Genomic DNA, 21,119 nt, shown 5'->3' on the forward strand with positions numbered 1-21,119 from the left:
CGGCCATGTCAGATCAGGCGGTTTTCATAGGCGTAGCGGATCAGCCCGGTATTGGTCTGCACTCCCAGCTTGCGCATGGCCACGGTCTTCTGGCTGGAGATTGTGCTGACCGAGCGGCCGAGCTTGCCGGCGATGTCGGTCAGCTGCAGGCCCTGCGCATAGAGCCGGATCACTTCCAGTTCGCGCTGCGTCAGTTCGGTGGCCGGTGCACCGGCGAGCGTGGCGTGTTGCAGGATGGCGTGCACCGCAGGCGAATAGAAGCAGCTGCCGCTGGATGCGACGTGAATGCAGGCGCGCACGACCTCGTCCAGGTGGTCTTCCTTGCTGACGAAGGCGCGCACGCCAAGCTTCATGGAGCGGCGGATGATGGCGGGATTGGACTGGGCGCTGATCACCACCACGCGCGTCAGCGGATGGCGGCGTGCCAGGCGGCCCAGCAGGTTGAAGCCGTCCAGCGAGGTATCGCCGTGGCCCATGCAGAAATCGGTGATGGCGATATCGGCGGGATGCTGGTCCAGCGCGCCGAGCAACTCGGTGCCGTTGCGGCATTCGCAGCTGATCTGGACGCTGCCGCTGCGCTGCAGGCAGTCGCGCAGGGCGGCCACGACCAGCGGGTGGTCGTCCGCCAGGGCGACACGCAAGACTCCGTCGTACATAGCTATCTCCGGATGGGCGGCAACCGGTACACGCCGGTTGCACTGGGCGATTGCGCCACCACAAATCCGAAATTCTGGCTATGTTCCGCGACCCATTGAATCGTAATTCTGCTAGTTCAGGGAACTTGCATGAGGCGGGCATGGACACGGCCAGTTCGGCAAATGCGTGACCTGCCCATTGAACAGCGCCATGCCGCGATGTTTGACCTGGGTTTGCGCAGCATTGCGGCGCTTGTTCCGCGGTGAGCGCGACCAGCTATTTGCCTCATGTCAATGCGTGGCGGAAGACGCATTCACGTAGCGGCAGGCAGGAGCACGGGGAGAGAAAGTGAATTCGCGGTGACTTCGCCGCGTGCGCGCAACGCGCCGGCTCCGGGCGGCGCGAACTTTCACGCTTCGGGGCGCGGACCGCTGTCCTAGAATGAAGCTGACACGCGCCCCGCGGCGCGTGCACCGCGTTGGGGAACGCCATGCCCGTCTACCAATATCGCTGCGAGAAGTGCGGCCATATGTTCGAGAAAACCGAGCATCTCGCAGAACACGCCTCTGCCCATCCGAACTGCCCGAACTGCGGCAGCCAGTCCGTCCAGCACGCACCGGCCCCGTTCGTGGCAGTGACCCAGCGCAAGAGCTGAGTCCGCTGAGTCCGAACAACTACCTCCCAGGAGGGTTTGCGGCCCGCCGCACTTGTGCGGCGGCCGCGCGGGTGTGCCGCCGGCCGACGGCCGCGGCATGTCTTTCCAGGCGTGGTGCCCGTGCACCACGTGCGTTAGCGCTGCGCGCAAGCGGCGATCTCAACCTTGACGGAGGATGCCATGGCAACGAGACCGTTCACCGAATTTCCCGCCGACGAGCAGCAACAGGTCCTGCAGGTATGCAGACATGTCGGGCTTGCGGCCGAGATGTTCGAGATTTTCGAGGAAAGCCGCGAGGCCGGGGTGCGGCGCATCAGCGTGCGCCGGGTCGGCACGGACAAGACCAGTATCTACGAGGCAGGCCCCGATTCGGTCTGGGTCGAGGAATTCGAGAGCGACCTGGAGTGCGGCCTGTTCGGCCAGGTGACGGCCTGACGGCGCGGCTCAGTGCCGTCCGCGTTCGCCGGTGCGCGACACCACTGACGCGCCGGCGATCAGCTCCTTGAGCAACGCCAGCGACGCCGCACCGCAGGTGCGGTACGGATCCAGTTCGGCGCGCGCCGAGAACTTGAGCAGGGTGGCGGTGTTGATGCGCGCCGCATTGACCTGGCCCATCGCCCAGCCGGCAAAGTCGCGCGTGCAGGTTTCCTCGAAATGCAGCAGGGTCACGTCGTGGTGGCGCGGGTCGCGTGCGATCGCCTGGAACAGCTGTGATACGTCCTGGCGGTCGCCTTCCAGCGCCTGCAGGAAGATGCCGTTGCCGTGGCACAGCACCCCGGTGATGCCGTGGCGCGGATTGCGTTCCAGGCTGGTGGCCAGGATGGCGTCGAGCAGGGCGGCGTCGATGGCCTGGCGGGCACGGCTGGCATAGAGCAGGCGGACTAGCATGGTCGTGGCGCTCGGTTGTGGCGGCTGGTGGGCGGGGCGTGCGGCCTAGCCGCGGTTGTGGTTCAGCAGCGTGAGGAACTCGCGGCGCAGGCTGTCGTCCTTCAGGAACGAGCCGCGCATCACGCTGTTGGTCATCTTGGCATCGGTGTCGCGCACGCCGCGCCAGTGCATGCAGAAGTGCTCGGCCTCCATCACGATGGCGAGGCCGTCGGGATTCATCTTTTCCTGCAGCAGGTCGGCGACCTGTGCCACCGCCTCTTCCTGGATCTGCGGCCGGCACATGATCCATTCGGCCAGGCGCGCGTACTTGGACAGGCCGATCAGGTTGGAATGCTGGTTCGGCATCACCCCTACCCACAGCTTGCCGATGATCGGGCACAGGTGATGCGAGCAGGCACTGCGCACGCGCAGCGGGCCGACGATCATCAGTTCGTTGAGCTGGCCGACGTTGGGGAACTCGGTCACCGGCGGGGCCTTGGCGTAGCGGCCGGCGAAGATCTCCTTCAGGTACATCTTGGCGACGCGGCGCGCAGTTTCCTGGGTGTTGTGGTCGTTGTCGACGTCGATCACCAGCGCGCGCAGCACGTCTTCCAGGCGCGCCTGCACTTCGGCCTGCAGCTGCTCCATCTCGCCCGGCTCGATGTAGTGCGCAATATTGTCGTTGGCGTGGAAGCGCTCCTGCGCGGCCTCCAGCCGTGCGCGGATGCGGGCCGAGACGCTGTGGGCGTGGGGGTGGCCGGCATCGTCGCCGGCGTTGCTGTCCTTCGCGCGGTGCGCCGCGTCCTTGCTGGTCATGGTTATGCGTGGTGGGATGGATGACTGCGCAGCGGGTGTGCCGGATTCACTATATGGCAGATGCCGTGGCCTCACAACCCGCGCGGGGCATGGCAAGTTGCGGCGCGGTGGGCCGATTACGCCACAAGCCGGCATTGCTCCGTGAATAGTTCATGACATCGCTAAAGCCCGCGCCGCACAACGCCGACAAGCGCACATAATGTCTGCACAACGCCAGGCAGCCCGCCATAAAGCCGCCGGCACCCGGCCGCTGCAGCGCGGCCTGACTCTTTGTCGGGAATAACGTCATCATGCCGATTGCCTTTCCGTGCAGCAGCCTGATGCTGCTCCATGTGGTCACAGTGCCGCTGCCGGCCACGCCGGTGGAAACTGGCGTGGCGGAACACCACGCCAGTGCCGTGCGCCATGGCGCGACCGGCCTGCGCCGGTCCCTGCTGCAGCCCGCCGACATCCCCGCGGCCAATGACGCCGCCACCAGCTGAGCCAGCTGTTCAAAGAAGCAAGAGCGCCAGTGCCGGCAGCATCGCTGCCGGCATCACCACGGCCCCCACGCGCAGGAACTGGCCGGCGCTGACCATATGCCCTTCGCGTCGCAGCGCCGTGAGCCACAGCAGCGTGGCCAGCGAGCCGGTGACGGACAGGTTGGGGCCAAGGTCAATGCCGACCAGCACGGCACCAGTCACGGCATGCGAGGCATTTCCACCCGCCAGCGCCGAGGCGGCGATCAGGCCGGCCGGCAGGTTGTTGGCGATATTGCCCGCCAGCGCCACCACCGCGCCCACGCCCAGCAGGGCCAGCGCGCCGCCGTCGCGCGACGCCGCTGCGACGGCATCGGCCAGCTGGCCGATCACCACGGTCTGCTCCAGTGCCGCGACCAGCACGAACAGCCCCGCCACCATCGGCAACACCCCCCATGACACCTCGCGCAGCGCCGGCACCAGCAACTCGCGCCGGGTCGCGCAGACCAGCAGCAGCGTGGCCACGCCCGCCGCGCAGGTCGGCCAGCCCAGGTCGTTGCCGCGCAGCGAGGCCACCAGCAGGATCAGGCCGGTCAGCACGATGCCCAGCGCGGTCAGCCGGGCCTGCGGCGACAGCGGCGGCACCGGCACGTCATGTTCGATGGGCTCGGCCAGTGCCGCGCGCTGGGTCCACCACAGCGCTGCCAGCGTGGCCAGCACCGCGGCCAGCGACGGCAGCGCGAAGCTCGCCAGCCAGCCCGCCAGCGGCGGCATGCGTTCGCCGAAGATGACCAGGTTGGCCGGGTTGGAGATCGGCAGCACGAAGCTGGCGGCATTGGCGATGAAGGCGCACGCGTACAGGTAGGGCAGCGGATGCCGGACCCGCGCGGCGCGGGTGGCGGCCAGCACCGCGGGCGTCAGCACCACGGCGGTGGCGTCGTTGGACATGAAGGCCGTCACCAGCGTGCCGAAGCCGTACACCAGCAGAAACAGCCGCGGCGCCGAGCCGCGCGCCCGGCGCACGGCGAGCGCGGCGACGTGGTCGAACAGCCCGGTCTTGCGGGCCAGCTCTGAGACCAGCATCATGCCCGCGAGAAACAGGTACACGTCGTAGCCGCGCAGCACTGCCGCCAGCGCGTCGGGCAGCGTCATCAGGCCGGTGACGCACAGCAGCAGGGCGCCGGCGGCGGCCCAGAAGGCTTCGGGCAGGCGGAACGGGCGGAACAGGACGCCGGCCGTGGTCAGCGCGGCGACCGACCAGATCAGCAGCGGGGCGTGGCTGGACATCGGGATCGGGGACAGTGGAAAGCCGGAAGTCTACAGCCTGGCGTCCGCGGGGACGGCCGGCGTGGCAGCGCCGGGCGCCGGCAGGCCAGTTGCCTCGCTGGTGACGGGTGTCGGCGCGGGGGCAGCCGGGGCCGGGGCCGCGGTCCCGCCGAGGTTGCTGGCGACCGGATCGACCACCGGCGCCGCCGCGGGTGCCGGCGGCGGGAAGCCGATAGCGGCGATGCCGTGGCTGCCATCGGCATACTCCGCGTACATCCAGTCATCGCCCACGCGGACCACGCCGGCGGGCGCTTCGGCTTCAGGCACGGGCGCGCCCGCAAGGCGGCCCTCCATATAGGCGGCCCACACCGGCAGCGCGGTGGTGGCGCCGAATTCATGCTCGCCCAGGCTGCGGTTGTCGTCGTAGCCCATCCACGCCACCGTGACGACGCCGCCGGCGTAGCCCGCGAACCAGCCGTCGACCGAGTCGTTGGTGGTGCCGGTCTTGCCGGCCACGTCGGCGCGGCGCAGGTAGCGGCGCACGCCGGCGCCGGTGCCGTCGTCGACCACGCTGCGCAGCAGGCTGTCCATGACAAAGGCGTTGCGGGCGCTGATCACGCGCGGCGGGGCCGGGCTGTCCGCGGCGTCGTCCGGCTCGGCAGAGAACAGCACCTTGCCCTCGCTGTCGGTGATGCGCGCGATCAGGTAGGGCTCGATGCGGTGGCCGCCGTTGGCAAAAACGCCATAGGCCGCGGCCAGGCGCAGCGGCGAAGTGGTGCCGGTGCCCAGTGCCAGCGGCAGGTAGCGCGGCAGCCGCCTGGGCGCGAAGCCGAAGCGGCTGGCGAACTCCACCGTGTACGGGATGCCGATCGCCTGCAGTGTGCGGATCGCCGGCAGATTGCGCGATTCGGCCAGCGCCTGGCGCACGGTGATGGGGCCGACAAAGCGCCCGTCGTCATTGGACGGCTGCCAGCGCGAACCATTGGGCAGCGGCGCGTCGTTGATCAGCGTGCCGGGCGACACGCCGCGCTCCAGTGCCGCCGCATAGACGAAGGGCTTGAAGGTCGAGCCCGGCTGGCGCTGCGCCTGGGTGGCGTGGTTGAAGCGGCTGGTGGCAAAGTCGGCGCCGCCCACCATCGCCTCGATCGCGCCGGTGGCGCTGTCCAGCGATACCAGCGCACCCTGCGGGCCCTGCGGCAGGTCCTTGACGAACTTGCGGTGGCGCCGCGCGTAGCCTTCCAACCCGCCGTGCACCGCATCGTAGGCCAGCGTCTGGCGCACCGACGACACCGTGGTGTAGACGTTCAGGCCGCGCGTGTAGGCCTCGTCGCCAAAGCGCTCGCGCGCCAGCTGGCGCGCGAGTTCGGCCACGTACTCGGCATGCCCGGCAAAGCTGCCGGGGCTGTCGTCGGAGACCGCCAGGCGCGCGGCGCGGGCCTCGCGGTAGTCGTCCTGGCTGATCATGCCCAGCGCCAGCATGCGGCCCAGCACATATTCCTGGCGCCGCTTGGCGCGCGCGAAGTTGACCACCGGGTTGATGGACGAGGGGGCCTTGGGCAGCCCCGCCAGCATCGCCGTCTCGGCTAGCGACAACGACGCCAGCGGCTTGCCGAAGTACGCATGCGCGGCGCTGCCGAAGCCGTAGGCATGCTCGCCCAGGTAGACCTGGTTCATGTACAGCTCAAGGATGCGGTCCTTGGGCAGGGTCTGGTCGATGCGCCAGGCCAGCAGCATTTCATACCACTTGCGCGCCAGCGTCTTCTCGCGCGACAGGTAGAAATTGCGCGCCACCTGCATGGTGATGGTGGACGCGCCCTGCGCATAGCCCTGGCCCAGGTTGGCCAGCGCGGCGCGCAGCACGCCGGGCATGTCGACACCCTCGTGCTCGTAGAACTGGTCGTCCTCGGCTGCCAGCAGCGCCTGGACCATGCGCGACGGCATCTGCCCGAAGGGGATGAACTCGCGGTGCTCGCTGCCGAACTCGCCGATCTGCACGTTGTCGCTGGTGTAGATCCGCAGGGGCACGTCGGGCCGGTAGTCGCGCAGGGCGTCGACTGGGGGAAGCTGCCGCAGGCTTACCACCGCGGCAAAGCCGGCAAGCAAGGCACCGGCTGCAGCCAGCGCCAGTACGGCACCGCCTGCCTTGACTGCGATTTTTTTCATGCGCGCATTTTACCCGCTGCCTGACTGACCTTAGCGGCTGGCCGCCAGCGGCAACGGGTTGCCGAGCTCGTCATGATCGATGGGCGGCGTGCCGGTGGTGGCCGGCGGGGTAGGCGGGGCGGGCTGGGCCGTAGCCACGCGCAGCCTGGCCTGGCCGTGATGCCGGGCAAATTCGCACAGCGCCAGCCAGGTTTCCTCGCGTTCGATAATGGTGAAGTGATTCGTGGCTGGCACGGTCTGCAGCGCCACCGGGCCGGGCCAGGCGGCCATGAGCCGCTCCGAGCATTCATGGGGCACGACTTCATCGGTCTCGGCCAGCAGCACCTTGGTGCTCTGCACGACCTTCTTGCAATGCGAGATCGAATCGAAATGGTGGCGCATCAGCTGGCGCAGCGGCACCAGCGGGAAGCGCTTGCGCACCAGTTCAAGCAGCGAGTCGTAGGGCGTGATCAGTTGCAGGCTGTCGAAGTCCTGCAGGTCCGCCAGCTGGATCGCGACGCCGGTGCCCAGGCTGCGCCCCACCACATGCACGCGGGTGTCGGGGAAGACACGCCGCGCATGCAGCAGGAACTGGCTGGCGTCGGCCACTGCGGCGCCCTCGGACGGCAGGCCGTCGGAGTGTCCCAGGCCGCGGTAGTCATAGGTGGCGAAGGCCATGCCGGCGGGCAGCCAGCGCGCGTACTGCAGCGTTTCGAGCACATCCTCGCCACGCCCGGGCAGGTAGAACAGTAGGTCGCGCACGTTGTCGCCGGGGCTATGGTAGATGTAGCCGCGCACCACGCCGCCGGGGATCAGGTGCGAGTAGCCAATGATGCCGTCGGGCAGGTCGCGCGGCGGACGCCGGCGCGCATCGAACAGCAGCCGCTCCTGGTTGAGCGTCAGGTAGGTCCAGTAGCAGGCGAAGCCACTGGCAGTCATCAGCGCGGCTGCCAGCGTACGGCGGGTGATCAATGGCATGGCTAGTCTTCAGTGTCGCTGCCAGGCGAGGCGCACCAGCGCCGGCCTTGCCGCCCAGCCGCGCAGCCTACCTCATTTTTGTCAGGCGCGAGCGTGTAGCGCAAGCCGGCCGGCGCAGTTCTTGTACGATATACCTCATTCACGCGCGCGCACCCCCTCCCGAGACGGCGCGCATACGGAGCAAACAGGCATGAGCGAGCAGAAACACGAGCAATACCGCGCCGAAGAGGCGCAGGCGATGGAGCGCGTGGTCGCGGCCACGCGGCAGGTGCAGGTGGCCTTCACCGCCTTGCAGGCCCACTATCCGCCGCAGGGCAGCGGCAAGCCATCCAAGCTTGCGCTGCAGACGTTCGATGCGGCGCTGCAGGCGCTGGAAGATGCCCAGGCCACCTTCGACGAGATCCTGAACGACCTGCTCGACGAAAAACGCTGACCCCGGCCCGGCATGGCGCGGGGGCAATACATGGCCGGGAGCCTGTGATAAGGTTGCCGGACTACAGCCGCCCGGCCTGCCGCCGCACCTGAGCTGCACGGCACGCGCCACGGGACGGCAGGCAGCGGCCGCGACGCGCGCCGCCTGCTGATACAGGAGACCCGCCGCCATGCACCGTGCCGCCCATCCCGCTGCGCTTTCCGATGTTGCCCGCCAGGCTGCCCATGTCGACCCGGCCGATGCCGACCGCGCTGGCCTGATCGCCCGCGCGCATGCGCGTTCGGCCGGCTTCGGGCTGGATGTGCGCCATGCGCCCGGCTTCGATGCCGTCAGCCCGCGCGCGCTGGGTGAGCTGGTGGACGCCAGCCGCGACCTGTACCGCCATGCCTTGCCGGTGATGGAGACCCTGCACGCGCAGATCGCCAATACCGACAGCATGGTGCTGCTGACCGACAGCAGCGGAGTGATCCTGCACAGCCTGGGCGACGGCGAATTCGTCGCGCGGGCGCGGCGCGTGGCGCTGGCACCGGGGGTATCGTGGTCGGAGCCGAGCAAGGGCACCAATGCCATCGGCACCGCACTGGCCGAGGCCCGTCCCACCCTGATCCACGCCAGCGAGCATTTCCTCGAGTCCAACCACCAGCTGACCTGCTCCTGCGCCCCGATCGCCAGCCCGACCGGTGCCATCCTGGGCGCGCTCGATGTCAGCGGCGATCATCGCGGCTTCCACCGGCACACCATGGCGCTGGTGCGGATGTCGGCGCAGATGATCGAGAACCACCTGTTTGCGAACCACTTCCCGGACGCGCTGCTGGTGCGCTTCCATGCGCGGCCCGAGTTCGTCGGCACGCTGTTCGAGGGCATGGCGGCGTTCTCGCCCGACGGCGCCTTCCTGGCTGCCAACCGCAGCGGCCTGTTCCAGCTGGGGCTGGCCCCGCACGCGCTGGCGGCGGCCAGTTTTGCCGGGCTGTTCGGCCAGCCCGTGCGCGTGGCGATGCAGGTGCGCAGCGGCGCGGCGGGGTCGCTGCAGACGCTGACGCTGCCCAGCCGGGTGCAGGTGTTTGCCCGCATCGAATACCTGGCCGCGCCCATCGCGGTGCGCCAGCCCAGCGCCGAAGACCCGCTGCCGCCGGCACTGGCCGCGCTCGATACCGGCGACGCCGCCGTGGCCGCGGTGCTGCGCCGCGTGCGCAAGGTCAGCGGGCGCGATATCACCATCCTGGTCCAGGGCCGCACCGGCACCGGCAAGGAGTGGCTGGCGCGCGCCATCCACGCCGCCTCGCCGCGCGCCGGCGGGCCTTTCGTCGCGGTCAACTGCGCGGCCATCCCCGAATCGCTGATCGAGGCCGAACTGTTCGGCTATGAAGAAGGCGCCTTCACCGGCGCGCGTCGCCGCGGCAGCGAGGGCAAGGTCGTGCAGGCACACGGCGGCACGCTGTTCCTGGACGAGATCGGCGACATGCCGCTGGCACAGCAGGTGCGGCTGATGCGCGTGCTGCAGGAGCGCGCGGTCACCCCGTTGGGCAGCGCTCGCGCGCTGCCGGTCGATGTGCGCGTGGTCTGCGCCACCCACCGCGACCTGCGCGCGATGATTGCCGATGGCGCTTTCCGCGAAGACCTGTACTACCGCATCAATGCGCTGGCCGTGACCCTGCCGCCGCTATGCGAGCGCAGCGACCTGCCGCTGCTGGTCGATCGCATCCTGCAGCGGCAGTGCGAAGAAGCCGGCCTGCCGTCCCCGGTGCATGTCGACGCGCAGGTGCTGGCGCTGCTGCGCCGGCACCCGTGGCCGGGCAATATCCGGCAGCTTGCCAACGTGCTGCGCACCGCGGCGATCCTGGCCGAAGGGGAGGTGGAGATCGGGGTGGAACACCTGCCGGAAGGGTTTGAGCAGGAGTGCGGCGATGAGGCGGAGCGCTGTGACGCGGCGGCTGCCGTGCAGGCGCCGGCGCCATCAAAGTCCGCCCGCATGCGCGACTGGGAAGCAGGCCTGATCCGACAGGCGCTCGCCAGGCACGGCGGCAATGTCAGCCACGCGGCGCGTGAGCTGGGGGTGTCGCGCAATACGATCTATCGGAGGTTGAGGGAGGGGTTGGAAGGCGGCGAGGAAGCGGAGCGCTGAAGGACTTCCTATCCTGCTTGTTTGCTCCCTCTCCCGCTTGCGGGAGAGGGAGCACTCCGTCGGCAAGCAACTACCGACATCAGCAAGCAATCATCCTCACAACCCCGGCTGCGCCGCGAGCCACGCGGCCTCTTCATCGCTGAACAGCTCCGACCGGGTCAGGAACCGCTTCCCCGTCCGTCCCTCCAGCGAGAACATCCCGCCCGCACCCGGCACCACATCGATCACCAGCCGCGTGTGCTGCCAGTACTCGAACTGCGCCCGCGTCATGTAGAACTGCGCGCCGCTGATCTCGCCCAGGCAGACATCGGCTTGCCCCACCAGCAGTTCGCCGGCGGGGTAGCACATCGGCGCGCTGCCGTCGCAGCAGCCGCCGGACTGATGGAACATCAGCGTGCCATGCCGCGCGGCCAGTTCCGCGATCAGCGCGAGCGCGGCCGGGGTTGCCACCACGCGTGCGACCGGCGCGGTGGCGGGAGCGGACGTCGAGCCCGCCATGGTCAGAAGAACCCGAGCGCGTTGGGGCTGTAGCTCACCAGCAGGTTCTTGGTCTGCTGGTAGTGGTCGAGCATCATGCGATGGTTCTCGCGGCCGATGCCGGACTGCTTGTAGCCCCCGAATGCCGCATGCGCGGGGTAGGCGTGGTAGCAGTTGGTCCACACGCGCCCTGCCTGGATGCCGCGGCCCATGCGGAATGCGCGCGCCCCGTCGCGTGTCCAGACACCCGCGCCGAGCCCGTAGAGCGTGTCATTGGCGATGGCCAGCGCCTCTTCCTCATCCTTGAAGGTGGTCACCGATACCACCGGCCCGAAGATCTCTTCCTGGAAGATGCGCATCTTGTTGTGGCCGGCGAACACGGTCGGCTTGACGTAGTAGCCGCCCGCGAGGTCGCCGTCCAGCACGTTGCGCTCGCCGCCGGTGAGGCACTGCGCGCCTTCCTTGCGGCCCAGGTCGATGTACGACAGGATCTTCTCCAGCTGTTCGGCGGACGCCTGCGCGCCGATCATGGTGCCGGTGTCGAGCGGATGGCCTTGGCGGATCGCGGCCACGCGCTTGAGCGCGCGCTCCATGAAGCGGTCGTAGATCGATTCCTGGATCAGTGCGCGCGACGGGCAGGTGCAGACCTCGCCCTGGTTCAGCGCGAACATGGCAAAGCCTTCCAGCGCCTTGTCGAAGAAGGCGTCGTCGGCGGCCAGCACATCCTCGAAGAAGATGTTGGGCGACTTGCCGCCCAGTTCCAGCGTCACCGGGATCAGGTTCTGCGACGCGTACTGCATGATCAGCCGGCCGGTGGTGGTCTCGCCGGTAAAGGCCACCTTGCTGATGCGGGGGCTCGATGCCAGCGGCTTGCCGGCTTCCAGCCCGAAGCCGTTGATCACGTTGACCACGCCCGGCGGCAGCAGGTCGCCGATCACTTCCATCAGCACCAGGATCGAGGCCGGCGTCTGCTCCGCGGGCTTGAGCACCACGCAGTTGCCGGCGGCCAGCGCCGGCGCCAGCTTCCAGGTGGCCATCAGCAGCGGGAAGTTCCACGGGATGATCTGGCCGACCACGCCCAGCGGCTCATGGAAATGGTAGGCAATGGTGTCGGCGTCGATCTCGGAGATGCCGCCTTCCTGCGCACGGATGCAGCCGGCAAAGTAGCGGAAGTGGTCGACCGCCAGCGGCAGGTCGGCGGCGGTGGTCTCGCGCACCGGCTTGCCGTTGTCGATGCTCTCGGCCACGGCCAGCAGCTTCAGGTTGGCCTCGATGCGGTCGGCGATGCGGTTCAGGATATTGGCGCGCTCGGTGGTCGAGGTGCGAGCCCACGCGGCCTTGGCGGCGTGCGCGGCGTCCAGCGCGGCGTCGACATCCTGCTGGCCGGAACGCGGCACGCGCGTGAACGGCTTGCCGGTGATCGGCGTGATCGATTCGAAGTACTCGCCGCCGGCGGGCGGCACCCAGGCGCCGCCGATGTAGTTCTCGTACTGCTGCTTGTAGGGGTTGCTGACGCCCAGCTGGGCGATTTCCGCCATGTTCATGTCTCGCTCCGTTCAGAGATTTCTGTGGTGTCGTCACGGCATTCCGGCCGTGCGCACGGCAGGCAGATCGCAAGAGCTGTGCCGGGGCGTGAATCGAACGAAAAAACGGGGAAAAGCGAGGGGCGAGTGCGCGTGGCACGGGTGGGAGATGTCACGCGCCGGCACGGCTGTGCCAGCGCGTGACACCGGGTGTTCCAGAATGGAACACCCGGGGCAGGGCTTCAGTGCCCGGAGCCTGCGGCGCGCAGCGCCTTGACCGCGGCGGGCGTCACGTCGGCCGGCTGGCCGCCCCAGGTGGCGCGCAGGTAGTTGGCCAGCTGCGCCAGTTCTTCGTCGCTCATGCGCGCGGCAAAGCCCGGCATGTCCTGCATGGCCTCCAGGCCGGGGAAGCGCTGCGCCTCGATGCCGTCGAGCATCGACACGATCAGGTTGCGCGCGTCGGTGTTGCGCACGGTGGAGTTGCCGGCCATCGATACCGCCACGTGCGGCTTGCCTTCGCCCTCGCGGCCGTGGCAACCGGCGCAGACCGCCACATAGTGGCGGCGGCCCGGCGCCAGTTGCGCGGCATCGGCGTTGACGGGCTTGACCGGCTGCGGTGCGGGCGGCTTGTCGCCCAGCAGGTAGGTCGTCATCGCCGCCAGGTCGCCCTGGTTCAGGTACTGGCTGCTCAGATGCACCACCGGGTACATCTCGCCGAAGGCCGAGCCTTGTGGCGCGATGCCAATGGCAAAGAACTGCTGCAGGTCGGCCGCGGTCCAGCCGCGTGCGGCCAGCCCGGCCGGGGTGATTTCCGGCGCGCCCACGCGTGCCAGCGCGGCGCCGGCCAGCGGCTTCGACAGGTCCAGCCGCCCGAACGCGGCGCGCGGCGTATGGCACTCGGCGCAATGGCCGAGCGCATTGGACAGGTAGCGGCCGCGCTGCCACGACTCGGAATTGCCGGCGGAGGCATCGGGCAGCTTGTCCTCCAGGAACAGCAGGTTCCAGCCCGCCAGCGCAAAGCGCAGGTTGTACGGGAACTGCAGGTCGTGCGGGCGGTTCGGCACCGCGGCCGGCTTCACCTGCATCAGGTAGGCATACATGGCATCGGTATCCGCGCGCGACAGCCCGCGGTACGAGGTGTACGGCATCGCCGGATAGAGGTGCTTGTCCGGGGTCTTGCCGTCATGCAGCGCGGTGTAGAAGTCGTCTGCGCTCCAGTTGCCGATGCCGTGGGTCTTGTCGGGCGTGATGTTGGTGCCGTAGAACTTGCCGAACGGCGAGGCCAGCTCAACGCCGCCGGCAAACGGCGCGCCCTGCGACGCGGTATGGCAGGCGGCGCAGTCGGCCGCGCGCACCAGGTAGCGGCCGCGCGCGATCTGTTCGGCGGGCGGCAGCTGGCCCTTGGGCGCCTGGTCGGCGGCAGGCGCGACGGCTTCGGTGTTGCCGCCACAACCGGCCACCAGCGTTGCGGCGGCCAGCGCGGCAAGGGCCGCGCGGGCGAAATTCAGGAAGGCGGGGCGCTGCATCACTTGGCGCTCCCGCTGTCCTTGACCAGTCCAGGCGTGCTGGTGATCACGTCCTTCACGGCCTCGAAGTAGCGCACATAGCCCGTGCAGCGGCAGATATGACCGTCCAGCGCGGTGGTGATGGTCTCGTCTACCTTGTCCTTCGCCACCGGCTTGCGCTTGAGCTGTTCCACCAGGATGGTGGCGCCGTTGACGAAGCCCGGCGTGCAATAGCCGCACTGGAAGCTGAAGTGGTCCAGGAACTTCTGCTGCACTGGCGTCAGCTCCACCACCTCGCCTTTCTCGTTGCGCTTGCCGTGGCCTTCCACGGTGCGCACCTTGCGGCCCTGGAACCAGTGCGCGCCGGTGATGCAGCTGCGCACTTCCTCGCTGGTGCCGTCGGCCTTGTCGTGGATCACCACGCAGGCATGGCAGATGCCCTGGCCGCAGCCCAGGCGCGAGCCGGTCAGGTCCAGGTATTCATGCAGGAAGTCGATCATCATCAGGCCTTCGGGCACGTCGAGCGGGCCGACCTCCTTGCCGTTGATGTTCAGGGAAAGCGGTTGGGTGGCGATGCTCATGCCAGTACCTCCTGGATCTTTTCGGCCGTGACCGGCAGGTCGGTGAAGCGGTGGCCGATGGCATGCGCGATGCCGTTGACGATGGCGCCCACCACCGGGATCATCACCACCTCGGCGATGCCCTTGGGCGGGTCGGTTTCAGAGACGGGCGGCAGCACCGTGCCGGTCTGGGTCCACACCGCCACGTCGCTGGCGCGCGGCAGGTGGTAGCGGTTGAAGTTCCAGGTGCCGTTGCCAGGGCCGTCCTCGTAGAGCGGCAGGGTTTCATGCAGCGCGTGGCCGATGCCCATGGCGATGCCCCCCTGCAGCTGGCCGGACACCAGTTGCGGCGACAGCTGCGTACCGCACTCCATGATGGAGTGGTGCGACAGCACCTCGACCTTGCCGCTGGCCTCATGCACCGACAGCTCGACCAAGGTGCCGACCGCGCTGTAGTACGTGACCGAGGCATTGTTGCGCTGGGTGGTCGCGACGTAGACCTTCTTTCGGTCGAGCACGTCGTAGCCGCCGCTGGTGCGCATGCGCGCCTTGCGCGCGCCGTCGGCGCCATCGCCGTAGCGTACCGACAGGCCATCCACCGGCAGCCGCGCGGCGTGCCCGCTGATGTCGAAATCGGCCTCGCTCCACTGCCAGCGGTTGAAGACGTGCACGGTGGCGCCGGTGACCAGGCCCATCTCATGCGCCTTGGCTGCCAGCTGCTCCAGCGGCAGCGCCTGCAGGCCGCCGGCGCTGAGCTTGCCCTCGACCCAGCGCGCGTCTTCCACGCGCACTACCAGCGAGGCCGCCTGGCCGCCGCCGATACCCTGGCTCCAGATCGCCATCGCCGCCGGCCACAGGCCGTGCATGAAGATCACGCGCGCGGCTTCGCGCGTGCTGTGGGTGAAGTAGTAGGCCGAGTTGGTGGCGCTGGCGGGCGAAGCGTACGACGGCGACCAGCGCGGGTTGGCGCACAGCCGGTCCTGTTCGGCCTGGCTCATCAGGTACGGGTCGCCCGAGGTCACCACCGGCAGGTCGGCCCAATCGGTGACCGAGGTACGCACCTCGGCCGCGGGCTTGCCCAGCCAGCGCGCCACCGCGGCGGCCTGCGAGGTCGACATGCCGGTGCCGATCTCGGCGCCGGAGTGGTGCAGCGCGATGCTGCCGTCGGCCTTCATCTCGACCCTGGCAAACGAAGCTTCGGCACCGGTGCCGAAGTCCTTCTGCACGCAGGCAAAGCCCACGCCGTAGCGGCGGCCGGGGTTGGCGGCTTCGTACTCCGCCTTCTTCTTCGCGCGGCCGGTCCACAACGGATGGACCTTCGCGGCTTCCAGCACTTCATCGACACGGATCGCGCCGGCCGGGATCGCGCCCTGCGTGTTCTTCATGCCCGAGCGCAAGGCGTTCTTCAGCCGGAACTCGATCGGGTCGAGCTTGAGCTGCTCGGCGAACTCGTCGACCATCATCTCGGTCGCGGCCATGCTCTGCAGCGTGCCGTAGCCGCGCGCTGAGCCTGCGTCGATGGCGCGCGAGGCGATTGCCACCGCGGTCAGGTCGTTCTTCGGGAAGTAGTAGATCGATTGCGCGGCGGTGGCGCCCACCATCGCCACCGAGGGCGAGAAGTTGGCGCGGCCGCCGCCGTTGGCCTCCAGGTCGCCCTGGAAGGCCTGGAACAGCCCGGTCTTGCGGTCCACCGCGATGCGGTAGCGCATCTTGAAGGCGTGGCGCTTGATCGAGGTCTGGAACTGCTCGTAGCGGTCGTTGGCCAGGCACACCGGCTTGCCCTCGGCATAGAGCGCCGTGACCAGGCCGTAGAACGGGAAGTTGTAGTGGTCCTTGGAGCCGTAGCCTACGGTGTAGCACGGGTGCAGGAACACCTGCTTCACCGGGAACGCGCCCTTGGCCTTCGCCAGCATCTCGGCCGCGCTCTCGGCGACCTCGATCGGGGACTGCGTCGGCACCACCAGGTGCAGCGCCTGCGCCGCGGCGTCGTACCAGCAGTTGGCGTTGTCGGGCTCCAGCGCCGCGGTATCGACCGACTGCGAGTTGTACTCACGCTCCAGCACCAGCCAGTCCTCGGGCGGCCTGGCCAGCTGCGCGCGGATCGCGTCGGCGTGGTACATGCCCTGTTCGCCGAGCTGGCCGTGGTCCTTGCCGTCCGGCCACACCGGCTGGTGCTTGCGCATCATGCTGGGGAACACCGGCGCGTTCTTCAGGCTGGAGAACACGTCGTCGTCATACGGCGTGGTGCCGCCCACGCGCACGAAGCGGAAGGTGCCCCACGGATCGCGTTCCAGCGCGCCGGTTTTGGCGCCGTAGCGGATCACGTCGTCGCGGAACTTGAGCTTGTCCTTGGCAAAGCGGAAGCGCGCGAAGTCGTGGTAGATCAGGATCGCCACCGCATGGCCCAGGTAGGCCGGAGTCTTGCCCGCGGGCAGCAGCATGTCTGCGCCGTAGAACGCGGGGAAGGCCACGCCGTCGCGGGCGAGGTCTTCCGCGGTGACCACGCGGTCAGGCATCAGGTCGTCGCCGAGCGCGGCGAGGTCGAAGCCCTCATAGGTGCGGTCGGCCTGCGTGGCGCGCAGGATGAAGGCGTGCGATTGCTGCTGCGGCCAGTGCGGCATGTCGCGCGAGCGGATATCGCGCGCGAACACCTTGGCGCCGGTGACCTTGGCAATGCCGTCGATGCGGAATTTCGGGACGCCGGCCTTGGGGTCCCACTGGACCGGGGTCAGGAGCTTGTCTTCGAACAATGCCGCGAAGGCTTTGCCGCCGATGGGTGCGATATAGACCGACACCCCGGCCACGACGCTGGCTTTCAGGAAAGTGCGCCGTGAAGGGTTGAAGCTGGGCATAAGGATTCCTCGGGAATGCGCTGCTACTGCAGCCGGCGCGCGACGTGTGGGATCAACGGGGATCGTGACAAGATGGCCGAAGCAGTGCCTGGCTGCATGCGGCGATGCCGCGTGCGTGGGCCTGGCTGCGTAGCCGTGGCGCCGGAGAGGGCTGGTGAGAGGTGGGGCAATGTCTTGTTATCTGTCGTGGCACGGCCTGGCGCGCTGACCGGGCGATTGTGCGTTGACGTCAGGGTATACCGCAAGTCGAGGTGTGGAATAGCGGTTATCAGCAGGGGTTGATACCCGCGGCCGCGCGGTTGTGCATTGCGTCATGGCGCGGGCCGGTGCCGCGAGCCATGCCTGGAGCCGTTATCTGCACGAAGAGACAGGCAGATCCATGCCGCGCGGGCGGCGGCAGGGATCGAAAGAATTCAGATCGCCGCCAGAATCATTCATATCCTGGCGTGCGGCCGGCCGTGCAAAGACCGGCCGGACAGGTGAAGGCGTCTAGCCCTGCCGCTGGCGCCGGCTGTCGGGCACGAAGTGCTGGAGCGAACCGTCGCCATAGGCGCGCTGCACTTCGGATATCACCACGTGATAGCCGTCATACCACTTGCGGTACTGGCGCTTGGCGTCCAGGTGCCGCGGGTGGGTGGCGAAGGCCTGCAGGGAGTCCTTGTCGCGCCAGTAGTAGCTGGCGTTGGACAACTGGCCATCCGGCGAACGCCAGGACTCGGCACCGACAAAGCCGGGTATGCCGGCGGCGATCTCGTCGATCAGGGCGCTAAGGCGGTGGAACTCGTCATCGGCCTGGCCGGGCCGGTAAATAAAGGCTGCGATATACATCAGGGGCTCTGCGTGGGAAAAGGCTTCAGGCCGGGCGTGAGGTCAGCACCAGCCGCAGCGCCAGCAGCACCAGCACGGCTGCCAGGCCGCGCGACTGCAATGTTGCCGCCTTGGGATGGCGTGACAGGAAGCGGCGCACGGTGCCGCCAGCCGCGCCGAGCAATGCGTGAAACACGGTGGCGATCACTGTCAGGACCAGGCCGAGCACGAGCAGCTGCCGGGCCACGCCGCCCTTGCCGGGATCCACGAACTGCGGCAGGAAGACCATGAAGAACAGCAGCGCCTTGGGATTGAGCAGGCTGTTGAGCATGGCGCGCACGAACACCGAGCGCAAGGAGGCCTGAGTCACCACTGCCTCTTTCAGCGCAAGCGGCTGCCGCAGCGCCTTGGCCGCCATCCACAGCAGATAGGCCGCGCCGGCATAGCGGATCAGGTCGAACGCCGGCGCCCACGCCATCACCAGGGCGGTGATCCCGGTGGCTGTCAGGACCGTGAGGATCAGGTCGGCCACGGCAATCCCCAGTGCCGTCGCAACGCCGCCCCGAAGGCCATAGGTGATGCCATGTGCCATCACGAAGGCCATGTTCGGGCCGGGTGACAGGAGCAGCAGCATCACTGCCGCGGCGAAGATCGACAGGGTGGTCAGGGCAATCATGTGCAGGAAATGGTTAGCGTTGACTAGGCATGCAGGCTATTCTTCTGGCCTGATACACGCAAAGCATTGTTCTAGATACAAAGCATGGTCCACGCGCGCTACAAGATCATTGTTGACGAGATTGCCGCGCGCATTCATCGCGGCGAACTGCCTCCGGGCACGCAACTGCCGACGGTGCGTGCGCTGATGAAGCAGTACGGCGTCGCGCTGGCGACAGCGGCACGCGTCTATGTCGAACTGGAGGCCGTCGGCCTGGTGGTCGGCGAGACCGGCCGGGGCACGTTCGTGCGCGATACCTCGCTGCCGCGCGGCCTGGGGCTGGAGCAGCATCCGGTGCGCGCCGGCGCGGTGGACCTGACTTTCAACTATCCGTCGCTGCCCGGGCAGGTTGAACTGTTGCGCGATGGCTTGCGCAGCATCGCGGCTTCGGGCGACCTTGACGCGTTGCTGCATTCCGCGCCGCAGGGCGGGCGCCCGCACGAACGGCAGGCCGTTGCCCGGCACCTGCGCAACCGCGGCATCCGGGTGCCGGGCAGCCAGGTGCTGATCGTCAACGGCGCGCAGCAGGGCCTGGCGGTGACGGTGATGGGGTTGCTCAATCCCGGCGACGTGGTGGCGGTTGACGCGCTGACGTACCCGGGCATGAAGGCGCTGGCGCAGTTGTACCGGCTCGACCTGGAGCCGTTGCCGGCGACCGCCGCGGGCCTGGACCTGGATCGCCTTGCCGCGCTCTGCAAGCGGCGTCCGGTGCGGGCGGTCTACACCATGCCGACCATGCACAATCCGCTGGGCTATGTCATGAACGAGGCGGACCGCGGCCGCCTTGCGGCCCTGGCGCAACGGCATGATCTGCTGATCATTGAAGATGGCGCCTACGCCTTCCTTGCCGAACCGGCGCCGAAACCGGTGTTCACCTTCGCGCCAGAGCGGACCGTCTACGTCTCGGGCTTGTCGAAAAGCGTGGCATCGGGACTGAGGATGGGGTTCGTCGCGGCGCCCGCGCCGCTGGTGCCGGCCCTGGAACGCGCCATTCGCGTGTCAACCTGGAACACGCCGTCGCTGACCGTGGCGCTCGGCTGCCTCTGGATCGAAGCCGGCATCGTCGATGACCTGGAAGATCGCAAGCGCAAGGACGCCCGGCGCAGGCAGAGCCTGGCGCGGCGCATCTTGCGCGGCTGCCGCGTCACCGCGCACCCGTCTTCATACTACCTGTGGCTTGAACTCGAGGAGGACCTGCGCGCCGACCAGGTCGTGGCCGCCCTGGAGCACGAGGGTGTGCTGGTGACGACGGCCGAGCCGTTCGCGGTCGGCGCGAGCGTGCCGCATGCGCTGCGGCTGGCGCTCGGGTCGATCTCGATGGATGCGCTGGAGCAGGCGTTGCGCAAGGTCCGGCGGGCGGCAGCCGGCTGAAGCGGCGGCAAAGGCTGCCCGTTCAGCGGAACACCAGCGTCCTGCCGCCGTTGCGCAGGACCCGATGTTCCGCATGCCATTTCACCGCCCGCGCCAGCGCCACGCATTCCACGTCGCGTCCGATGGCGGTCAGCTGCGCGGCGTCCATGGCATGGTCCACGCGCGCGACTTCCTGTTCGATGATGGGGCCTTCGTCGAGGTCGCCGGTCACATAGTGGGCCGTGGCGCCGATCAGCTTGACGCCGCGCTCATAGGCTTGCGCGTAGGGGCGCGCGCCCTTGAAGCTGGGCAGGAAGGAGTGATGGATGTTGATGGCGCGGCCTTCCAGGCGGCGGCACAGGTCGTCGGACAAGACCTGCATGTAACGGGCCAGGACCACCAGGTCGATACTGTAGTCGCAGACCAGATCCCACAGCCTCGCTTCCTGCGCGGCCTTGCCTTGCGGCGTGGCATTGAGCAGGGGCAGGTGATGGAACGGGATGTCGTAGCTCGCCGCAAGCTGGTAGAAGTCCTTGTGGTTGGAGACGATGGCCGGAATCTCGATGGGCAGCTGGCCAGTGCGGTAGCGGAACAGCAGGTCGTTCAGGCAGTGGCCGATCTTTGACACCATCAGCATCACGCGCGGCTTGCGCGCGGCGTCGTGCAGCGCCCAGTCCATTTCATGCGCGGCCGCCACGCCCGCCAGCGTGCTGCGCAGGGCGGCGAGCGCATCGCCGGCATCCTGGCCTTCTGGCAGCGGCCGCTGGAAGTGCACCCGCATGAAGAACCGTGCGCTGTCGCGATCGCCGAACTGCGCGGAATCGACGATATTGGCGCCGGCTTCCACCAGCAGCGCCGAGACGGCATGGACAATGCCGGGACGGTCGGGGCACGACAGCGTCAGGATGTAGCTGGCGGTTTCGGTCTGGACCACTGGCATGGGCACTCCGGTATCTG

The 21,119-nt window shown here is 68.4% G+C and carries 20 protein-coding genes; 6 read left to right on the top strand and 14 right to left on the bottom strand.

Going from position 1 to position 21,119, the window contains the following annotated elements:
* Window positions 1-8 precede the first annotated feature (8 nt).
* The gene (locus tag AC3WLE_RS28335) at window positions 9-656 is read right to left on the bottom strand and encodes a response regulator (protein WP_492317349.1); all 648 of its coding nucleotides are present in this window, start codon (window positions 654-656) and stop codon (window positions 9-11) included.
* A gap of 470 nt (window positions 657-1,126) precedes the next feature.
* Here AC3WLE_RS28335 and AC3WLE_RS28340 point away from each other — a divergent pair, with 470 nt between their 5' ends.
* Together AC3WLE_RS28340 and AC3WLE_RS28345 are read left to right on the top strand one after the other, a co-directional pair.
* The gene (locus tag AC3WLE_RS28340; protein ID WP_010812787.1) at window positions 1,127-1,291 is read left to right on the top strand and encodes an FmdB family zinc ribbon protein; all 165 of its coding nucleotides are present in this window, start codon (window positions 1,127-1,129) and stop codon (window positions 1,289-1,291) included.
* Between the two features lie 180 nt (window positions 1,292-1,471).
* A complete protein-coding gene (locus AC3WLE_RS28345) occupies window positions 1,472-1,726 on the top strand; it encodes a hypothetical protein (protein ID WP_492317350.1) in 255 nt (84 codons plus the stop codon).
* Between the two features lie 9 nt (window positions 1,727-1,735).
* On the opposite strand, the gene AC3WLE_RS28350 is transcribed toward AC3WLE_RS28345, so the two are convergent.
* Both AC3WLE_RS28350 and folE read right to left on the bottom strand, forming a co-directional pair.
* On the bottom strand, window positions 1,736-2,179 hold the full coding sequence (locus AC3WLE_RS28350; RefSeq protein WP_010812789.1) for a BLUF domain-containing protein: 444 nt from the start codon (window positions 2,177-2,179) through the stop codon (window positions 1,736-1,738).
* Between the two features lie 45 nt (window positions 2,180-2,224).
* Window positions 2,225-2,974, bottom strand: coding sequence for a GTP cyclohydrolase I (gene folE / locus AC3WLE_RS28355; RefSeq protein WP_456808873.1), 750 nt, complete (start codon window positions 2,972-2,974; stop codon window positions 2,225-2,227).
* 290 nt (window positions 2,975-3,264) lie between these two features.
* On the opposite strand from folE, the gene AC3WLE_RS28360 reads away from it, so the two are divergent.
* Window positions 3,265-3,456, top strand: a complete 192-nt coding sequence (locus AC3WLE_RS28360; RefSeq protein WP_492317352.1) for an arsenite efflux pump ArsB — start codon at window positions 3,265-3,267, stop codon at window positions 3,454-3,456.
* A gap of 9 nt (window positions 3,457-3,465) precedes the next feature.
* Here AC3WLE_RS28360 and AC3WLE_RS28365 read toward each other — a convergent pair whose 3' ends face one another.
* From AC3WLE_RS28365 to AC3WLE_RS28375, 3 genes are read right to left on the bottom strand one after another with little or no spacing between them, the layout of a single operon-like run.
* Window positions 3,466-4,719: an arsenic transporter gene (locus AC3WLE_RS28365; protein ID WP_492340413.1), complete on the bottom strand. Its 1,254-nt coding sequence runs from the start codon at window positions 4,717-4,719 to the stop codon at window positions 3,466-3,468.
* 30 nt (window positions 4,720-4,749) lie between these two features.
* On the bottom strand, window positions 4,750-6,861 hold the full coding sequence (locus tag AC3WLE_RS28370) for a penicillin-binding protein 1A (protein WP_492356023.1): 2,112 nt from the start codon (window positions 6,859-6,861) through the stop codon (window positions 4,750-4,752).
* Between the two features lie 30 nt (window positions 6,862-6,891).
* Window positions 6,892-7,818 (bottom strand): alpha/beta hydrolase, encoded by a 927-nt coding sequence (locus tag AC3WLE_RS28375; RefSeq protein WP_492317355.1) that lies wholly within the window; start codon window positions 7,816-7,818, stop codon window positions 6,892-6,894.
* A gap of 190 nt (window positions 7,819-8,008) precedes the next feature.
* On the opposite strand from AC3WLE_RS28375, the gene AC3WLE_RS28380 reads away from it, so the two are divergent.
* Window positions 8,009-8,251, top strand: coding sequence for a hypothetical protein (locus AC3WLE_RS28380; RefSeq protein WP_010812795.1), 243 nt, complete (start codon window positions 8,009-8,011; stop codon window positions 8,249-8,251).
* 169 nt (window positions 8,252-8,420) lie between these two features.
* Complete coding sequence (locus AC3WLE_RS28385; RefSeq protein WP_492353067.1) at window positions 8,421-10,373, top strand: sigma-54-dependent Fis family transcriptional regulator; 1,953 nt, start codon at window positions 8,421-8,423, stop codon at window positions 10,371-10,373.
* A 96-nt stretch (window positions 10,374-10,469) separates the two neighbouring features.
* On the opposite strand, the gene AC3WLE_RS28390 is transcribed toward AC3WLE_RS28385, so the two are convergent.
* The 7 genes from AC3WLE_RS28390 to AC3WLE_RS28420 all read right to left on the bottom strand — a co-directional run bounded on the left by AC3WLE_RS28390 (window position 10,470) and on the right by AC3WLE_RS28420 (window position 18,773).
* The gene (locus AC3WLE_RS28390; RefSeq protein ID WP_492357446.1) at window positions 10,470-10,871 is read right to left on the bottom strand and encodes a DUF779 domain-containing protein; all 402 of its coding nucleotides are present in this window, start codon (window positions 10,869-10,871) and stop codon (window positions 10,470-10,472) included.
* Between the two features lie 2 nt (window positions 10,872-10,873).
* The gene (gene adh / locus AC3WLE_RS28395; protein WP_492317358.1) at window positions 10,874-12,394 is read right to left on the bottom strand and encodes an aldehyde dehydrogenase; all 1,521 of its coding nucleotides are present in this window, start codon (window positions 12,392-12,394) and stop codon (window positions 10,874-10,876) included.
* Window positions 12,395-12,615: 221 nt separating this feature from the next.
* On the bottom strand, window positions 12,616-13,899 hold the full coding sequence (locus tag AC3WLE_RS28400; protein ID WP_492317441.1) for a c-type cytochrome: 1,284 nt from the start codon (window positions 13,897-13,899) through the stop codon (window positions 12,616-12,618).
* Window positions 13,899-14,459 (bottom strand): (2Fe-2S)-binding protein, encoded by a 561-nt coding sequence (locus AC3WLE_RS28405; RefSeq protein WP_114135696.1) that lies wholly within the window; start codon window positions 14,457-14,459, stop codon window positions 13,899-13,901. Before AC3WLE_RS28405 ends, AC3WLE_RS28400 begins: the two co-directional genes overlap by 1 nt.
* Window positions 14,456-17,290: a xanthine dehydrogenase family protein molybdopterin-binding subunit gene (locus AC3WLE_RS28410; protein WP_492317359.1), complete on the bottom strand. Its 2,835-nt coding sequence runs from the start codon at window positions 17,288-17,290 to the stop codon at window positions 14,456-14,458. Before AC3WLE_RS28410 ends, AC3WLE_RS28405 begins: the two co-directional genes overlap by 4 nt.
* Window positions 17,291-17,779: 489 nt before the next feature.
* Window positions 17,780-18,118: an antibiotic biosynthesis monooxygenase family protein gene (locus tag AC3WLE_RS28415; protein WP_035820889.1), complete on the bottom strand. Its 339-nt coding sequence runs from the start codon at window positions 18,116-18,118 to the stop codon at window positions 17,780-17,782.
* A 25-nt stretch (window positions 18,119-18,143) separates the two neighbouring features.
* The gene (locus AC3WLE_RS28420) at window positions 18,144-18,773 is read right to left on the bottom strand and encodes a LysE family translocator (RefSeq protein ID WP_492317360.1); all 630 of its coding nucleotides are present in this window, start codon (window positions 18,771-18,773) and stop codon (window positions 18,144-18,146) included.
* Between the two features lie 84 nt (window positions 18,774-18,857).
* Between AC3WLE_RS28420 and AC3WLE_RS28425 the strand changes: the two genes are divergently transcribed.
* Window positions 18,858-20,183, top strand: coding sequence for an aminotransferase-like domain-containing protein (locus AC3WLE_RS28425; protein ID WP_492357447.1), 1,326 nt, complete (start codon window positions 18,858-18,860; stop codon window positions 20,181-20,183).
* A gap of 22 nt (window positions 20,184-20,205) precedes the next feature.
* Here AC3WLE_RS28425 and purU read toward each other — a convergent pair whose 3' ends face one another.
* The gene (gene purU / locus AC3WLE_RS28430; RefSeq protein WP_492353071.1) at window positions 20,206-21,102 is read right to left on the bottom strand and encodes a formyltetrahydrofolate deformylase; all 897 of its coding nucleotides are present in this window, start codon (window positions 21,100-21,102) and stop codon (window positions 20,206-20,208) included.
* Window positions 21,103-21,119 lie beyond the last annotated feature (17 nt).

This window comes from Cupriavidus sp. FW306-1B-F12B (assembly GCF_058781795.1).

Excerpts from the sequence above, each read along its gene's own strand:
- AC3WLE_RS28335 (WP_492317349.1), bottom strand. The coding sequence starts at position 656 with ATGTACGACGGAGTCTTGCGTGTCGCCCTGGCGGACGACCACCCGCTG.
- AC3WLE_RS28340 (WP_010812787.1), top strand. The coding sequence starts at position 1,127 with ATGCCCGTCTACCAATATCGCTGCGAGAAGTGCGGCCATATGTTCGAG.
- AC3WLE_RS28345 (WP_492317350.1), top strand. The coding sequence starts at position 1,472 with ATGGCAACGAGACCGTTCACCGAATTTCCCGCCGACGAGCAGCAACAG.
- AC3WLE_RS28350 (WP_010812789.1), bottom strand. The coding sequence starts at position 2,179 with ATGCTAGTCCGCCTGCTCTATGCCAGCCGTGCCCGCCAGGCCATCGAC.
- folE (WP_456808873.1), bottom strand. The coding sequence starts at position 2,974 with ATGACCAGCAAGGACGCGGCGCACCGCGCGAAGGACAGCAACGCCGGC.
- AC3WLE_RS28360 (WP_492317352.1), top strand. The coding sequence starts at position 3,265 with ATGCCGATTGCCTTTCCGTGCAGCAGCCTGATGCTGCTCCATGTGGTC.
- AC3WLE_RS28365 (WP_492340413.1), bottom strand. The coding sequence starts at position 4,719 with ATGTCCAGCCACGCCCCGCTGCTGATCTGGTCGGTCGCCGCGCTGACC.
- AC3WLE_RS28370 (WP_492356023.1), bottom strand. The coding sequence starts at position 6,861 with ATGAAAAAAATCGCAGTCAAGGCAGGCGGTGCCGTACTGGCGCTGGCT.
- AC3WLE_RS28375 (WP_492317355.1), bottom strand. The coding sequence starts at position 7,818 with ATGCCATTGATCACCCGCCGTACGCTGGCAGCCGCGCTGATGACTGCC.
- AC3WLE_RS28380 (WP_010812795.1), top strand. The coding sequence starts at position 8,009 with ATGAGCGAGCAGAAACACGAGCAATACCGCGCCGAAGAGGCGCAGGCG.
- AC3WLE_RS28385 (WP_492353067.1), top strand. The coding sequence starts at position 8,421 with ATGCACCGTGCCGCCCATCCCGCTGCGCTTTCCGATGTTGCCCGCCAG.
- AC3WLE_RS28390 (WP_492357446.1), bottom strand. The coding sequence starts at position 10,871 with ATGGCGGGCTCGACGTCCGCTCCCGCCACCGCGCCGGTCGCACGCGTG.
- adh (WP_492317358.1), bottom strand. The coding sequence starts at position 12,394 with ATGAACATGGCGGAAATCGCCCAGCTGGGCGTCAGCAACCCCTACAAG.
- AC3WLE_RS28400 (WP_492317441.1), bottom strand. The coding sequence starts at position 13,899 with ATGCAGCGCCCCGCCTTCCTGAATTTCGCCCGCGCGGCCCTTGCCGCG.
- AC3WLE_RS28405 (WP_114135696.1), bottom strand. The coding sequence starts at position 14,459 with ATGAGCATCGCCACCCAACCGCTTTCCCTGAACATCAACGGCAAGGAG.
- AC3WLE_RS28410 (WP_492317359.1), bottom strand. The coding sequence starts at position 17,290 with ATGCCCAGCTTCAACCCTTCACGGCGCACTTTCCTGAAAGCCAGCGTC.
- AC3WLE_RS28415 (WP_035820889.1), bottom strand. The coding sequence starts at position 18,118 with ATGTATATCGCAGCCTTTATTTACCGGCCCGGCCAGGCCGATGACGAG.
- AC3WLE_RS28420 (WP_492317360.1), bottom strand. The coding sequence starts at position 18,773 with ATGATTGCCCTGACCACCCTGTCGATCTTCGCCGCGGCAGTGATGCTG.
- AC3WLE_RS28425 (WP_492357447.1), top strand. The coding sequence starts at position 18,858 with ATGGTCCACGCGCGCTACAAGATCATTGTTGACGAGATTGCCGCGCGC.
- purU (WP_492353071.1), bottom strand. The coding sequence starts at position 21,102 with ATGCCAGTGGTCCAGACCGAAACCGCCAGCTACATCCTGACGCTGTCG.